Source organism: Gordonia amarae NBRC 15530, from assembly GCF_000241345.1.
Lineage (GTDB): Bacteria > Actinomycetota > Actinomycetes > Mycobacteriales > Mycobacteriaceae > Gordonia > Gordonia amarae.
In genome coordinates this window covers 45,077-59,376 of the sequence record NZ_BAED01000024.1, presented here as the reverse complement: position 1 = coordinate 59,376, position 14,300 = coordinate 45,077, and the positions used below count along the sequence as shown (strand labels likewise).

Below are 14,300 nucleotides of genomic sequence, written 5' to 3'. Positions count from 1 at the left end.
TTCAGAGATATACAGAATTCGAAGACGCGTGATCGAGTTCTGGCCTCAGTGCTTGGCCGCGGCCTTGGCGGCGCGGAACTCCTCGACCGCCGCGAGCAGCGGATCCCGGTCGATGGCGCGCTTGAGGATCTTGCCCGAGGGCCCCTTCGGCAGCTCGTCGACGAACACCACCGCGCGCGGATACTTGTATGCCGCAAGACGTTCGGTGGACCAGTTGGTCACGTCCTCGGCAGTCAGGCCCGAACCCGGCTTCGCCGCGACCACCGCCACGACTTCCTCGCCGTAGTGGTTGTCGGGCACACCCACGACGGCCGCTTCGACGATGTCCGGATGGGCGTACAGCGTCTCCTCGATCTCACTCGGGTACACGTTGTACCCACCGCGGATGATCAGATCCTTGGCCCGGTCGACGATCTTCAGATTGCCGTCGGCGTCGAGCTCGCCGATGTCACCGGTCTTGAGCCAGCCGTCGATGATCGTCTCGGCGGTGGCGTCGGGGCGCTGCCAGTAACCACGCATGACGAACGGGCCTTTGATGAAGACCTCACCGCGTTCACCGGTGGGGACCGAATTGCCCTCGCCGTCGCGTACCTCGACCTCGGACTCGTAGACCGCCAGGCCGACGGTGCCCTGGGGTGCCGGCACTCCGGGCCGGGAGAAGGTGGCCATGCCACAGGTTTCCGTCAGGCCGTAGCCTTCGAGGATGGCGCAGCCGAAACGACGCTCAAAGGCCTGCAGCACCTCCAGCGGCAGCGACGCGCCGCCGGACACCGCCAGCCGCAGCCGGTCGAAGGCTCCCTCTTCCACATCTCCGGGGACGTGGAGCATCGCGTTCCACATCGTGGGCACACCACCGACGGCGGTCACACCGTTCTCGATGATCATGTCGATGAATTCCTTGGGGTGGAACCGCGGCATCAGGTTCAGCGGCGCTCCCGCCTCCAGCGTCGCCAGCATCACCGACGCCTGCCCGAAGACGTGGAACAGCGGCAATGCCGTGGCCACCGCATCCTCGTCAGTGTAATCGCCGAGCTTGCCCGAGATCCGGGCCGCCGACTTCAGGTTGCCGACGGTCAGTTCGGCCCCCTTCGGCTTGCCGGTGGTGCCGGAGGTGTAGAGGATGCACGCGATATCGTCGTCGGCCATCTCGACCGGCGCATCGATCGGCGTACCCGAACTCGCGGCGGCGCCTTGTTCCAGCGCGATGAACTCCAGACCCGCGGCCTCGGCCGCCTCACGGGCCGCCGCCGACAAGCCATCCCACGCGATGACGAGTTTGACTCCGGCGTCCTCGATGTAATAGGCGAGCTCGCTGGGGGTGCACAGCGGGTTGGCCGGTAGCACGACCGCACCGAGAGCGTTGATACCGAAGTAGGCGATGGCGAACTCGGGGACCGTCGGCGCAATGTAGAGAACACGATCACCGACGCCGACGCCCTTGTCGCGCAGCATTCCCGCGTACGCGAGGACGGCGTCAGCGGTCTGCTTGTAGGTGAACTCGCTTCCGGCACCCCGCAGCGCGACCGCGTCGGGCTTTGCCACTGAGTGCTTGATGATTGCGTCGGACAGACTTGGCATGTCGGAACTTCTTCCTCGAATTGATGGACAGCCCGCGTGCCGCGGGCCCGGAGGGGAGTTCGGCCGTCGACCCCACCCCAATCGACGGCCTCGGGGTCAGGCGGAACCGGATTCCGCGGCGGTACCTGAGGTGTCGGACAGACCAGCACCCGCCGCCCGGTCGATGACAGAAAGGGTCAGATCGCGCTGTGCTTGCAGAAATCGTTGCGCCACTTGGAAGTTAGCCTCTATGACTTCCTGCGCGGTCGGCAATCCTGGCAGGGTCGGGAACTTCCCGTCGAGATCGCTGAGAGCGAAACCCGGCGGGACGAGTTTGACCTCGTCATCCAGGGTGGGCAGCGCCTCCTTGATGTGGCGCAACGCCGTGATCCACTGATTGGTCAGCTGATTGGTGAGTTCGAAATAGTCGGACATGCCTGGGCCTCGCTTGTCTGATCCGCCGGCGTATCCCTAGCCCTCTTCGACCATCGATTTGTACAGCTGCGTGAGCGCCTGACGCTGACTCTCCTTGAGCCGCTTATCCTTGGCGATCGCGTTGATCACCGCATCCTTGTCGTCACCGGTGATGGCATTGGGCAGCCAGGTCGCCATCCGAATGAGCGCTTCGGGAGCGAGGTTGAGGCCCTTGGCGAGATCAGTGAGCACCTGCGCCGACGGCAGTGCGGAAGCCACATTCTTCCCCTTCTCCAACTGACTGACGTACGAGTCGGACACATCCGCCGCACGGGCAAGGGTCCGCACCGACACCTGGGCGATCTCTCTCTGCGCCTGAATAAACCGGCCGATATCGATCAACGCCTCGCCGTCGAATGGGTTGGTCACCGCACCTCCTCCCGGCACCCGAAGGTCCGTGAGTCGTAGTTGAGTTCAAGTTCAACAATAGTGTGCCCCACATCACAAGTATAAGCAAATATGGCTCCGGCGCTATGTGTGTAGTTGCATAGTGCAAAGGTGCACAGGTACGTTGTGCCTATGGCACTCGAACACGCGATCATGGTGTCGCTGGCCGAACGTCCAGGCACCGGATACGAGATCGGCCGCCAGTTCGACAGGTCGATCGGGCACTTCTGGTCGGCCACCCACCAGCAGATCTACCGCACGCTCAAGAAGTTGCACTCCGACGGATCCGTCGCCTTCGAGGCGGTGCCACAGGACGGTCGGCCGGACAAGAAGGTGTACACACTCTCGGCCAAGGGCCGCGAGGCACTGGCCAAGTGGGCGATCAGCCCCACCCCCGTCGCCCCGCTGCGCAGCGACCTTGGCGTCAAGCTCCGCGCCGCCGAATTCGGCGACCTCGCCGCCATCATCGGCGAGATGAAGAAGCACCGCGACGAACACGTCGCGCTGCTGTCGCTGTTCACCGGATTCGAGGCCGACTATTACCCCAGCCCCGAGACCCTGACCGGCCGCAAGCTGCACCAGTACCTGGTGCTCCGCGGCGGAATCCGCAACGAGCAGGGGATGGTCGAGTGGTGCGACGAGGTCATCGCCGCACTCGAACGCGAACTCTCCCAAGGCTGATCCCCCACAACCGATCTCCCGGCTGACGTCGACAGCCAGGCCATCGCCCAGGTAAACCCATCGCACGAAAGGCGGAGCCATGACAGCCCCCACGACTCCCAACCCGCATTACCCGAAGCTCTTCGAACCGCTGACCATCGGCGGGCTGACCCTGCCCAACCGGATCGTCATGGGTTCGATGCACACGGGCCTCGAAGACCGGCTCTGGGATACCGACAAGCTCGGCGCGTACTACGCCGAACGTGCGCGTGGCGGCGCCGGGCTCATCATCACCGGCGGGTTCGGTGTGTCCCGCACCGGTCTACTGGTGCCCTTCGCGGGCAAGATCACCAACCGGATCGACGTCGAGCGGCACCGCCGCATCACCCGCGCCGTCCACCAGGCCGACGGTCTCGTCGCGATGCAGCTCATCCACGCCGGCCGCTACGGATACACCCCGTTCAAGGTGGCCCCGGGCAAAGATCCCTCACCCATCCACCCGTTCAAGCACATCCGGATGAACGAGCGCATGATCTGGCACGTCATCCGCACCTTCGGTCAGGCCGCCGAGCTCGCCCGCCGGGCGGGCTACGACGCCGTCGAGATCATGGGCGGTGAGGGCTACCTGATCAACCAGTTCCTGTGTGATCACACGAACGACCGCACCGACCAATGGGGCGGCTCCACCGAGAACCGGCAGCGTTTCCTCGTCGAGATCATCAAGGAGATCCGCCGGCAGGTGCCCCGGGACTTCCCGGTCATCCTGCGTCAGTCCATCGCCGACTTCGTCCGCAAAGGCCAGACCTGGGATGAGGTGGCCGAAATGGCCCGCAAGGCCGAGGAGTACGGCGTCGACGCGATCAACACCGATATCGGCTGGCACGAGGCGCAGGTGCCCACGATCGTCACCTCCGTACCTCGGGCGGCCTTCGTGAAGTACACCGAACGGCTCCGCGACGTCGTCAGCATCCCGTTGATCGCCAGCAACCGCATCAACACCCCTGAGGTGGCCGAGGAGATCCTCGTACGCGGCAAGGTCGACGCCATCTCGATGGCCCGGCCCATGCTCGCCGACCCGGAACTGCCCAACAAGGCCAAGGCGGGTCACGCCGACGAGATCAACACCTGCATCGCCTGCAACCAGGCGTGCCTCGACCACGCGTTCGTCGGGAAGAAGGTGTCGTGCCTGCTCAACCCGCGGGCCGGCCGCGAAACCACCCTGACCCTCGGCCCCACGCGGCGGGCGCAACGGATCGCGGTGATCGGTGCCGGACCGGCGGGTCTGTCGGCGGCGGTGTCCGCCGCACAGCGCGGCCACACGGTCGACCTGTTCGAGGCCGGCCCGGCGATCGGCGGCCAGTTCTCGATCGCCGCACGGATTCCCGGCAAGGAGGAGTTCAGCGAGACTGTCCGCTACTACACGCGGCAGCTCGACCTGCAGGACGTCACGGTCCACCTGAACACGCGGGTGACCGCCGAGGAGATCATCGAGCAGCGGTTCGATCACGTCATCATCGCCACCGGCGTCACCCCGCGCCGCCCCGACATCCCCGGCGTCGACCACCCGATGGTCATGTCGTACGCCGACGCCGTGCTCGGCCACCGCGAGGTGGGCAAGCGCGTCGCGGTGATCGGTGCGGGCGGCATCGGTTTCGACGTCACCGAATTCCTCACCGTCGACGAGTCCCCCACCCTGAACCTCAAGGAATGGGAACAGGAATGGGGTGTCAGCGAGGACCTGTCGCGGCCCGGTTTCGTCACCAAACCCCGCCCGCTGCCGGCCACCCGCGAGGTGTACCTCGTGCAGCGCAAGAGCGGCAGGCAGGGCAAGGGCCTGGGCAAGACGTCGGGTTGGGTGCACCGGGCCGGCGTCAAGATGAAGGGCGTGGAACAGATCTCGGGCGCCACCTACGACCGCATCGATGACGCCGGTCTGCACCTGAGCTTCCGCGACGAGGAGGGAAACATCACCGACACCCGCATCCTCGAGGTGGACAACGTGGTGATCTGCGCCGGCCAGGAGTCGGTGCGGGATCTGGTCGATCCGCTGACCGTCGCCGGGGTGCGCACCCACATCGTCGGCGGCGCCGACGTGGCCGCCGAGCTCGACGCCAAGCGCGCCATCCGGCAGGGCACCGAGGTGGCCGCCGGCATCAACTGACAATCATCACCTCGCTGTTGAGGTGCGAGGTCGCCCGCCGGTTGAGGTGCGAGGTCGCCCGCCGGTTGAGGTGCGAGCTTGCGAGCCTCGAAACCCGGTGAGATGACTTTATCGTGTCACCAGGTTTCGAGGCTCGTCGCTTGCGCTCCTCACACCTCAACCATCTGGAGTCGCTACGCGTCGCCGAGCTTGCGGTAGAAGCCGCCGACGATGGGTGCGGTGAGGACACGCGGACTGTATCCTCCGGCCACCGACATACCCTTCGACAGGATCCCGGGGACCACTCGCATCTTGTTGCGGCCCAACGCATCCAGGCTCATCTGCGCCACCGCGGCCGAGTTGTGCCACAGGAAGTCCGGCACCAGCTTGTCGACGATCGACTGGTCCTCGGGAGCAGGCGTGTGCGTGCGCACCGGCCCCGGGGCCAGCAGGGTGACGTGCACGCCCTGCCCCGCCACCTCACCGCGCAGCGACTCGCTGAACGTGTTGACGAAGGCCTTGGAGGCGGCGTAGGTGGCGTTGTTGGGAATCGGCATATTCCCGGCGGCCGACCCGACCATCAGGATGCCGCCCGATCCCCGCTCCACCATCTGCGGCAGTACCGCCAGCGTCAGGTCGTGCACCGCGGTCACATTCAGCCGCACCTGCGCACGTTCGTACTCGGCGTCGAGTTCGCTGACCGGCCCGAACGTGGCGATGCCCGCGTTGTTGCACAGGATAGAGATCTCGCGTCCGGCCAACTCAGCGGCCAGCACCTCCACCGCCTCGGGGACCGACAGGTCCACGGCCCGGATCTCGACAGCCACGGTCTCCGAACGTAGCTCCGCCGCAAGCTCTTCGAGCAGTTCACCGCGACGTGCGACGACAATCAGGGAATGCCCGCGCGCCGCCAGCGCGCGGGCCAGTTCCCTGCCGATTCCGGACGAGGCGCCGGTGACGACGGCACGGGCGGACGAGGACGGTGCTGGGATGGCCATTCGGACATCGTAAACGCCGCGCGTGTGGCTACCTTCGACGCTTGCGCCCGGTCCCGAAGATCGCGCGGCTGAATTCGCGGCCCGCGGCCGATGCGGCCGAGCGCAGGAAGCTCTGCATCGGCTTGCTGGTGAGCACCTCGGTCACCACGCTCTTCTCCTCCGGCTCCTTGCGGGAGGTCTTCTTCGCCGGGGCGGGTGCGGGCGCCGGAGCCTGGGCGGGCTCCGGCGGCGGTGCCGCCTTCGCCGTGAGGCGCTCATACGCCGAGTCGCGGTCGATGGCCTGCCCGTACTTGGCGTACAGCGGGCTCGCCGTGGCGGCGGCCCTGATGCCCTCGTCGCCCACCGCGTCCATCGACGAGCGCGGCGCCCGGATCATCGTCCACGCCACCGGAGTCGGTGCGCCCTTCTCCGACAGCACCGTCACGATCGCCTCGCCGGTGCCGAGCGAGGTGAGCGCCTCGTCGATCTTGTACACGTCCGACACCGGATACGTCTTGACCGTGGTCTTGAGCGCCTTCTGGTCGTCGGGGGTGAACGCGCGCAGCGCGTGCTGGATGCGCGCACCGAGCTGCGAACGCACCGAGTCCGGGATGTCGGTGGGCAGCTGCGAGCAGAAGAACACGCCGACGCCCTTGGAGCGGATCAGCTTGACCGTCTGCACCACCTGCTCGACGAAGGCCTTCGACGCGTCGCTGAACAGCAGGTGCGACTCATCGAAGATGAACACCAGCTTGGGCTTGTCGATGTCGCCGACCTCGGGCAGGAACTCGAACAGGTCGGCCAGGATCCACATCAGGAAGGTGGAGAACAGTGCCGGGCGCGCGGCCTGATCGCCGAGTTCGAAGAGGGTGATGACGCCGTGGCCGTCGGCGCTGAGCCGGATCAGGTCGGCGGGCTCGATCTCCGGCTCGCCGAAAAACGTGTCGCCGCCGTCGTGTTCGAGGTTGGTGAGGGAGCGCAGGATCACGCCCGCGGTCTGCGTCGACACCCCGCCGATGGCCTTGAGTTCGGGCTTGCCCTCGTCACTGGTCAGGTAGGCGATGACCGACCGCAGGTCCTTGAGGTCGAGCAGCGGCAGGCCCTTCTGGTCGGCCCAGTGGAAGATCAGCCCTAGCGTCGATTCCTGGGTGGCGTTGAGGCCGAGCACCTTGCTGAGCAGGATCGGGCCGAACGAGGTGATGGTGGCCCGGATGGGCACGCCGATCCCGTCACCGCCGAGCGAGACGAACTCGACCGGGTTCTGCAGGGGTGCCCAGTCGTCACCGGTCTGCTGGGCGCGCTGCACGATACGGTCGTTGGATACCCCGGGCTGCGACAGGCCGGACAGATCACCCTTGATGTCGGCCATCACCACGGGAACACCGTTGGCACTGAGCTGTTCGGCGATCGCCTGCAGGGTCTTGGTCTTGCCGGTACCGGTGGCACCGGCGATGATGCCGTGCCGGTTCATCATCGCCAGCGGGATCCGCACCTTGGCGGCCGGATCGACCGTGCCGTCGACCATCACCGTTCCCAGCTCCAGAGCCGCACCCTTGAACGCGTAGCCTTCGGCGATCGTCTGGGCCGGACCGCTCGTGGTCGGGGCTGCCGACTCCGCCGCGGGCGCCTCCTGGGCGGGAGCTTCCTGGGCCGGGGCCTCCGGTGCCGGGGCGGCGGATGCGGCGTCGGGCGATTCGCCTGCCGGGGTGGGTGTGGCCTCGTTGGGATCGGTCACCGGTCGGTCCTCTCATCGGCGGATGCGGTGTTCACAGACCTCACGATGGTAAGCCGAACCGCAGCGATCGTCGCGGAGCGGGCGCTGCCCGTGTTGATCGGGGTTTGGCCGCGCCCGGATGGTCACGGCTAAGGTCGACGTGTGCAGGACAAACTCGTATGGATCGACTGTGAGATGACCGGGCTGCGCCTCGAATCGGACAAACTGATCGAGATCGCGGCCCTCGTCACCGACGGCGACCTCAACATTCTCGGCGACGGTGTCGACGTCGTCATCCACGCCTCCGACGAGGATCTGGCGGGTATGCCGGATGTCGTGACCAAGATGCACGCCGCGTCGGGCCTGACCGACGAGGTGCGCACGTCGACGGTGACGATCGAGGAGGCCCAGGAGCAGGTACTCGCCTATCTGCGCAAATACACCACCACCGGCGCGGTCCCGCTGGCGGGCAATTCGATCGCCACCGACCGCGGTTTCATCGCCCGCGACATGCCCGAACTCGACGCGCACCTGCACTACCGGATGGTCGATGTCAGTTCCATCAAGGAGCTATGCCGGCGCTGGTATCCGCGGATCTATTTCGGCCAACCGGAGAAGGGGCTGGCGCACCGGGCGCTGGCCGACATCCTTGAGTCGATCCAGGAGCTGCGCTACTACCGCGCCGCCGCCTTCGTCCCGCAGCCCGGCCCCGAAGCCGAGCAGCTCGCCGAGATCGTGAAAGCGCTCGGACCTGCGTAAACACCCACCCAGGTAACCGATTGGCTTTTTTGCCGGGGCACCCGCTAGAGTATGTTCCTGGCTCTGGAACCCGGCGCACAAGCCCTGGTTTCCGACGCCGATGGTGAGTGTAGTTCAGTTGGTAGAGCACCAGGTTGTGATCCTGGCTGTCGCGGGTTCGAGTCCCGTCACTCACCCCGAGGAAAACAATCCCTCACCTGCGAACATGCAGGTGAGGGATTGTTTGTTTCTGCGCCCACCGGTAATCAGATCCGCACCGCAGTGACCGCGCGGACCAGTTCACGGCGTAGCAGCTTGCCTGCGGGGTTCCGGGGGATGGCGTCCACGCAGCGGATGTCGTCGATCCGCTTGTACGGCGCGACCTGCTCCCGGAACCAGTCGCCGAGCACGCGGGCGTCGAAATCCGTTCCAGGTACGACGAACGCCACGGGGTGTTCCTCGCCGGCGATCCCACCGCGAACCACGGCGGCGTCGATGACCGACGGGTGGGAGCACAGGATGGTCTCCAGTTCCACCGGAGACACCTGGAATCCCCTGACCTTGATGAGGTCCTTGATACGGTCGGTAACCCAGACCTGGCCGTCGGAGTCGATGCGACCGAGGTCGCCGGTGTGCACCCACCCGTCGCGGTCGACGGTTGCGGCGGTGGCTGTGTGGTTGCCGTGATAACCGGCCATGGCCTGGGGACCGCGTACGAGCAGTTCGCCGGTCGCACCGGCGCCGAGGTCGCCACCGGTCTCGGGATCGATGACGCGCAGCTCGGTGTTCGGGAGCAGCCGGCCGACGGATCCGTACCGCGGGCGGTGCCCGGCCCGGTCCGTGGTGGCACCCGCGGCGAGCTCGGTCATCCCCCAGCCCTGGCCGACGACGTCGACGTGCGGATGCCGCCGGGCGACGGCACACTGCATCCGCCCGGACATCGGCGCACCACCGAATGCGATCAGCCGGACACCGCCGAGTTCGGGGCCGTGCGCGAGTAGCGGCGCGAGCATCGGTGGCACCACGAGCATCGTGACCCCGTGCTCGATGATCGAGGAGAAGAATCGGTCAGGCACGAACCTGGCCACGGTGACAACGGTGCCACCGACGCTCAGCGGCAGCAGCATTGTCAGGACCGAACCCATGATGTGCCCGAACGGTGGGAGCGCAAGCACCACATCATCGCAGGTGGGGCGCATGGTCGCGGTGAACTGGCGCAGCGCGGTGACCAGACCGTCGTGCCGGAGGCACACGCCTTTTGGCAGGCCGGTGGTGCCGCTCGAGTACGGCACCATCGCGATCGCGGACTCGACGATGGCGCCGGTATCGGCGGACGCACCCGAGTGGGTGATGAGGTCATCGAGTCCGGTTGTGCCCCTGGGGTATCCGCCTGTGTCACCGACAGGTTCACCCATCATGATCACATCGCCCACGCCGGTCTCCGCGGCGAGTGCCGCCGCCCGGGCCGCGAACGGGGCCCAGCACACCAGCACACGCGTGCCCGAGTCCACGAGGTGATAGCGGACCTCGGGGTCCGTGGCGAGCGGGCTGATACCGGTCACGGTGCAGCCGGCGGCCATCGCGCCGATCGACACAGCCGGCCACGGCGCGATGTTGGGCGCCCAGATCGCCACCACATCGCCGCAGGCGTACCCACGATCGGCGAACCAGGCGCCGATCCGGTCGATGTGATGGGCCAGTTGTCCGTAGGTGAGCCGCTGCCCGGTGGCGCCGTCCATGACGGCCGGTCGCGTGGGGTGGTCGCGACAGGCGTCGAGTACGACCTCGACCAGGTTGGTGCCGCCGATCTCCACGTCTGGCAGATCGCTGCGAAAGGTGGTTGTCATGATGAGCCTCCTCGGGTCGGTCCGCCCACCATGGACCGGAAGGGTGCTCACTCACCAGACCAGATTCTGCTCACCGTGCCGCCGGGATCAGTCCGGTCCGTAGACGTCCCAGTTCCAGAGCTGCTCGATCACGAGATCGACGCCCACGGCGAGGTGACGCCGGTACGTCGAGAACGCCATCCCGAGCACCTCGGCCGCCGCCTCCTGGCTGACCGCGCCATGCAGGTAGGTCCGTGCCACGGCTCGCCGGGCGCGTTCGGTGCGCGGGTCCTCAGGCAGCCCGCCGAATGCGGCGTGGACGGTTCGGGCGAGCGCCGCACCGTCGCCGGTACCGCAGTGATCATGCACCACCCGTGACCGGGTGAGCGGGTTCTGCGCCAGCCTGTCCGGACGCGCCAGATCACGCAACGCCGCACGTGCCGCCGACTCGAACGTCTCCCGATCGAGCGCCACATACTCGGGATCCGGTGAATGGTCTTGCGGCACTGGACTTCCGGTTTCCAAGAGTTCCATGCGATCGAGCCACGCGGCGGGGGAAACCTCGCGCCAGTCATGCACGAACAGGTGGTGCCGGACACCGCCCACCACGACGTCCACGCCTACGGGACGGAAATCGATGTAGCTCATCATCGGCGCCCAGGCGTCTTTGTCGCGCAGCACAATGTAATCGAGTGTCAGGCGTTCGGTGAGCAGCCAGTGGCGGGTGTGGCGGCACGAGAGCACGTTGAACGTCGGCGACATCGCCTGCCCGGCGGCCGCATCGTCGAAGAATCGTGTGATGCCGACAACATCACCCCGGCGCCGGGGCCGAGCACGTGCCGCATGTGCCCAGACCGCCGCGATCACGGGATCGGCTGCCAGATCGGCCGGATCAGGACCGTCGAACACCAAGAGTCCGATCACGCCGAGAATCTCTCCGGTGGACGCTCGTACTACGTCGAACGAGTCCGGCCGGCGCTTGAGCCAGTAAGCCAGGCAGTCTGCGGCTTGCGGACTGTCGTGGCGCCGCACGATCTCAGCGAGGGCAGGCTCGTCACCGGCGGCCTTCGGTGACGCGTGTGCGGAGTCGAATCTCGCCCAATCCCAGTAGTCGCTCAACAACGAACTCGTCCGGTGCAGGTAGATGAAGTCCTTTATGCCGCGATCGGGTGCGCGGCGCAGCCGTTCGGGATCGAGCAGATACGAGCGGATCGCCCGATTCGTGGCCACGTATCGATCCGGATCCCGGCGCAGGTCGGCCTCCAGAACGTCGCGCACGAGGTCGTGCGCGCACACGCCATCGTCGATCCGATCGACGAACGGCTGGTTCTCCAGCCAGCCGAACACCTCCTCTGCGGCGTCGCCCACGACGTTGCGGATCAAGCTGAGGTTGGCGACCCGAGCCAGCGCGATTATGTCCAACGCGCGGCGGTACCCGGCGCCGGGCACCTCGTCGATGATCCGGCTGAGCAGGGTGCCCAACAGATCTGGAACCCCGGCCAATCCCGCGGGAAGCTCGCCGCGGCCCGCGCCGGCCAGATACTGGACGAGGAGTGCCAGCGCCAGCGGATGCCCGCCCGACAGCCGGATCGCCTCCGGCCACAGTGACACATCCACGGCGCGCCGGCCGAGGAATTCGCCGGCCTCGTCCGGCGACAACGAGCGCAGAGGCATCAGATCAAGAGCCACCGACAGCATCGGGTCGGTGCGCCACCGCGCACTCGGTGGTCGGCGACCGGCCACAACCACGATCGACCCCGGTGCGAGCGTGGAGAGCACCTCCTCACCCAGCCAGTGCTCCAGTGTCTCGGCGCGCTCGATCGAATCGATCAGCAGCACCGGCCGCTCACCGGCGCCTCCGTGGCGCAGCGCCACCTCGCCGAGCGTCACCCGCGGCTGGTCCGCAGAGCGGAGATCAATAGCCGAAGTGCTCCGGCCGCACGCCGTCGCCTCCGCCTCGAAGAGATCGAGCAGCACCGTTTTACCGATGCCACCGGGTCCGAAGACCCAGATGATGCGCGATAACCGATCGGTGAGCACTGCGCGAAAACGCTCGAGTTCGGTGACCCGCCCGACGAACCCGGCGCGGCTGCGCTTACCGATCTCCTCGGCCATGGTCGCGGGTATTGATCCCGCCGAATCGTCGGACCCGGTCAAGGGCGTGTCGGCCACCAGCGCAATGCCAGGGCCATCCGGATCCCGAGTTCGTCGGTGAGGCTGCGGATGTAGCTGGCGCTGAGGTGGTGCCAGTCCTTGTAGACGATGATGTTGCCGACGATCGCCGGGCAGAACGTGGCCGTGCAGATACCTCGTGTGAGGTCGATCTGGTGCAGCCGGGGCCGGGACACGGCCATCGGCGCCGCCGGGTCGGTCGGTGACAGCACCCGGGCCCGCGGGGTACCACACGTTTGGGCGTTGCCGCCCTTCTGCAGGCAGATCGGGGTGTCGAGGGTTCGGCCGTTCGGGTACTTGGGCCACGGTGAATCACGCACACCCACCACCGGGATGCCTGCACGCAGGAACTTGTCGTAGACGTTGATGTAGTCCGGCGGCGTCCAGTCGCCGGTACCGCCGTCGCGGGGCCGGGTCGTGGTTGTGAAGACAGCACTGGGCTTGTCCTTGATGATTCTGGCCCACACCCGCCGATTCCAGTCGGCGCACTGCGGGTACGGTTTGCCCACCACTGTCGGTTTCGGGTCCGTCGACAGCGGGCAGCCCATCTTGAGATATGTGGTGACCTTGAAACCGTGCCGCTTGCCGAGGATGTTCAGCGCGGTGATCCACATTTCGGCGTGCGATCCGCCGGCCAGCGCCACGGTCCGGCGGGCCCGGAGATCACCGTAGCGGCCGACGTGGATGGCGGGGTCCTTGAAGTCGCTCATGAAGCCGTCGGTGGAGGTCTCGGGGAAGTCCTTGAACACCGCGAACGCATTGGGCTGCGCCGGACGGGGGATGACCGGTACCCCATACAGCAACGTCCGGGCGCCCGGATACTCGACCGGATTGAGGGCCGCGGTGGTGACAGTGACATCGTCGGCGCCGACGTCCGCGGGCTGCTTTGCCGATTCGGTACCGATCCACACGGCCGCGGTGGTGATCATCAGGACGGAGGTCACACCGGACACGCACCGCGCCCACACCCGTCCTCGGGGCCTTCGCGCGCGATCGTCGCCCGTCGGCCACCCGCCGTCTTGTGTTCTCTTCGATCGTGCTCTGGTTCGTGCTGCCATCGGGTCACCGACCTCGGGATTGACTCCGGCTAGACCTACCACGGTGCAAGGTGCCAAATAGTATACCGACTACGAACAAACCGGACAACGTAGCCGTTTGGGCCGCACATTGACAGACGTTGCTGTCGGGTTCGGAATCCAGAACCGACAGCAATGTTTGGCAACGTTGTCGATTTCACCGGGCGCCGTTCGTCAACATGGTGTCGGGCCACCCGGGTTCGGCTGCACGACCTACGGAGGAATCGATGAAATACGCACTGCTGTTGATGGGTCACTCGAACGATCCGAATTGCGGCGAGGATGGTGGCGCCGGCCCCGAGGAATTCTTCGCCTTCGACAAGGAGATCACCGATGCGGGGGTGGTGGTGTCCTCGTTCGCCCTCGAAGATCCCGAGAACGGCGCCGTCGTCTATTCCGGCACGAACGGTGAGCGGGTGGTGGCGTCGTCAGGGCCGTTCGCCGAGGTGCAGGAGTTCGTCGGCGGGGCCTACATCATCGAGGTGGCGAACGTCGACGAGGCCATCGAATGGGCACGACGCAGCCCGGCGTCAGCGCCCGGCGGTCATGTGGAGATCCGGCCCCTCGCACCGTACTGAT

12 protein-coding genes and 1 tRNA gene are annotated in these 14,300 nt (G+C 66.6%); 5 read left to right on the top strand and 8 right to left on the bottom strand.

What is annotated here, in order from left to right; translation table 11 throughout:
* Positions 1–45 precede the first annotated feature (45 nt).
* The 3 genes from GOAMR_RS07385 to GOAMR_RS07375 all read right to left on the bottom strand — a co-directional run bounded on the left by GOAMR_RS07385 (position 46) and on the right by GOAMR_RS07375 (position 2,400).
* Positions 46–1,578, bottom strand: coding sequence for an AMP-binding protein (locus GOAMR_RS07385; protein WP_005184897.1), 1,533 nt, complete (start codon positions 1,576–1,578; stop codon positions 46–48).
* A 96-nt stretch (positions 1,579–1,674) separates the two neighbouring features.
* Positions 1,675–1,992, bottom strand: coding sequence for a hypothetical protein (locus GOAMR_RS07380; RefSeq protein WP_005184894.1), 318 nt, complete (start codon positions 1,990–1,992; stop codon positions 1,675–1,677).
* Between the two features lie 36 nt (positions 1,993–2,028).
* Positions 2,029–2,400, bottom strand: coding sequence for a helix-turn-helix domain-containing protein (locus tag GOAMR_RS07375; RefSeq protein WP_005184892.1), 372 nt, complete (start codon positions 2,398–2,400; stop codon positions 2,029–2,031).
* A 150-nt stretch (positions 2,401–2,550) separates the two neighbouring features.
* Here GOAMR_RS07375 and GOAMR_RS07370 point away from each other — a divergent pair, with 150 nt between their 5' ends.
* Both GOAMR_RS07370 and GOAMR_RS07365 read left to right on the top strand, forming a co-directional pair.
* Entirely contained in the window at positions 2,551–3,099 is a 549-nt protein-coding gene (locus tag GOAMR_RS07370) for a PadR family transcriptional regulator (protein WP_005184889.1), read from the top strand.
* Positions 3,100–3,178: 79 nt separating this feature from the next.
* Positions 3,179–5,239, top strand: coding sequence for an NADPH-dependent 2,4-dienoyl-CoA reductase (locus GOAMR_RS07365; protein ID WP_005184886.1), 2,061 nt, complete (start codon positions 3,179–3,181; stop codon positions 5,237–5,239).
* Between the two features lie 173 nt (positions 5,240–5,412).
* Here GOAMR_RS07365 and cmrA read toward each other — a convergent pair whose 3' ends face one another.
* Together cmrA and GOAMR_RS07355 are read right to left on the bottom strand one after the other, a co-directional pair.
* Entirely contained in the window at positions 5,413–6,216 is an 804-nt protein-coding gene (gene cmrA / locus GOAMR_RS07360) for a mycolate reductase (RefSeq protein WP_005184883.1), read from the bottom strand.
* Positions 6,217–6,244: 28 nt separating this feature from the next.
* The gene (locus GOAMR_RS07355) at positions 6,245–7,930 is read right to left on the bottom strand and encodes a helicase HerA-like domain-containing protein (RefSeq protein WP_005184881.1); all 1,686 of its coding nucleotides are present in this window, start codon (positions 7,928–7,930) and stop codon (positions 6,245–6,247) included.
* A gap of 141 nt (positions 7,931–8,071) precedes the next feature.
* Here GOAMR_RS07355 and orn point away from each other — a divergent pair, with 141 nt between their 5' ends.
* Positions 8,072–8,668, top strand: a complete 597-nt coding sequence (gene orn / locus GOAMR_RS07350) for an oligoribonuclease (protein ID WP_005184878.1) — start codon at positions 8,072–8,074, stop codon at positions 8,666–8,668.
* A 103-nt stretch (positions 8,669–8,771) separates the two neighbouring features.
* A tRNA-His gene (locus GOAMR_RS07345) sits at positions 8,772–8,844 on the top strand.
* 69 nt (positions 8,845–8,913) lie between these two features.
* Here GOAMR_RS07345 and GOAMR_RS07340 read toward each other — a convergent pair.
* The 3 genes from GOAMR_RS07340 to GOAMR_RS07330 form a co-directional block, all read right to left on the bottom strand.
* Positions 8,914–10,494, bottom strand: coding sequence for an AMP-binding protein (locus tag GOAMR_RS07340; protein WP_005184875.1), 1,581 nt, complete (start codon positions 10,492–10,494; stop codon positions 8,914–8,916).
* Between the two features lie 87 nt (positions 10,495–10,581).
* Positions 10,582–12,645 (bottom strand): tetratricopeptide repeat-containing protein, encoded by a 2,064-nt coding sequence (locus tag GOAMR_RS07335; RefSeq protein ID WP_040514652.1) that lies wholly within the window; start codon positions 12,643–12,645, stop codon positions 10,582–10,584.
* Entirely contained in the window at positions 12,627–13,589 is a 963-nt protein-coding gene (locus tag GOAMR_RS07330; RefSeq protein WP_138943633.1) for an SGNH hydrolase domain-containing protein, read from the bottom strand. Before GOAMR_RS07330 ends, GOAMR_RS07335 begins: the two co-directional genes overlap by 19 nt.
* 359 nt (positions 13,590–13,948) lie before the next feature.
* Here GOAMR_RS07330 and GOAMR_RS07325 point away from each other — a divergent pair, with 359 nt between their 5' ends.
* Complete coding sequence (locus tag GOAMR_RS07325; RefSeq protein WP_005184871.1) at positions 13,949–14,299, top strand: YciI family protein; 351 nt, start codon at positions 13,949–13,951, stop codon at positions 14,297–14,299.
* Position 14,300 lies beyond the last annotated feature (1 nt).

Bases quoted from the DNA above. Each gene is read 5' to 3' on its own strand.
- GOAMR_RS07380 (WP_005184894.1), bottom strand. From the start codon at position 1,992: ATGTCCGACTATTTCGAACTCACCAATCAGCTGACCAATCAGTGGATC.
- GOAMR_RS07325 (WP_005184871.1), top strand. From the start codon at position 13,949: ATGAAATACGCACTGCTGTTGATGGGTCACTCGAACGATCCGAATTGC.
- GOAMR_RS07340 (WP_005184875.1), bottom strand. From the start codon at position 10,494: ATGACAACCACCTTTCGCAGCGATCTGCCAGACGTGGAGATCGGCGGC.
- GOAMR_RS07365 (WP_005184886.1), top strand. From the start codon at position 3,179: ATGACAGCCCCCACGACTCCCAACCCGCATTACCCGAAGCTCTTCGAA.
- GOAMR_RS07370 (WP_005184889.1), top strand. From the start codon at position 2,551: ATGGCACTCGAACACGCGATCATGGTGTCGCTGGCCGAACGTCCAGGC.
- cmrA (WP_005184883.1), bottom strand. From the start codon at position 6,216: ATGGCCATCCCAGCACCGTCCTCGTCCGCCCGTGCCGTCGTCACCGGC.
- GOAMR_RS07385 (WP_005184897.1), bottom strand. From the start codon at position 1,578: ATGCCAAGTCTGTCCGACGCAATCATCAAGCACTCAGTGGCAAAGCCC.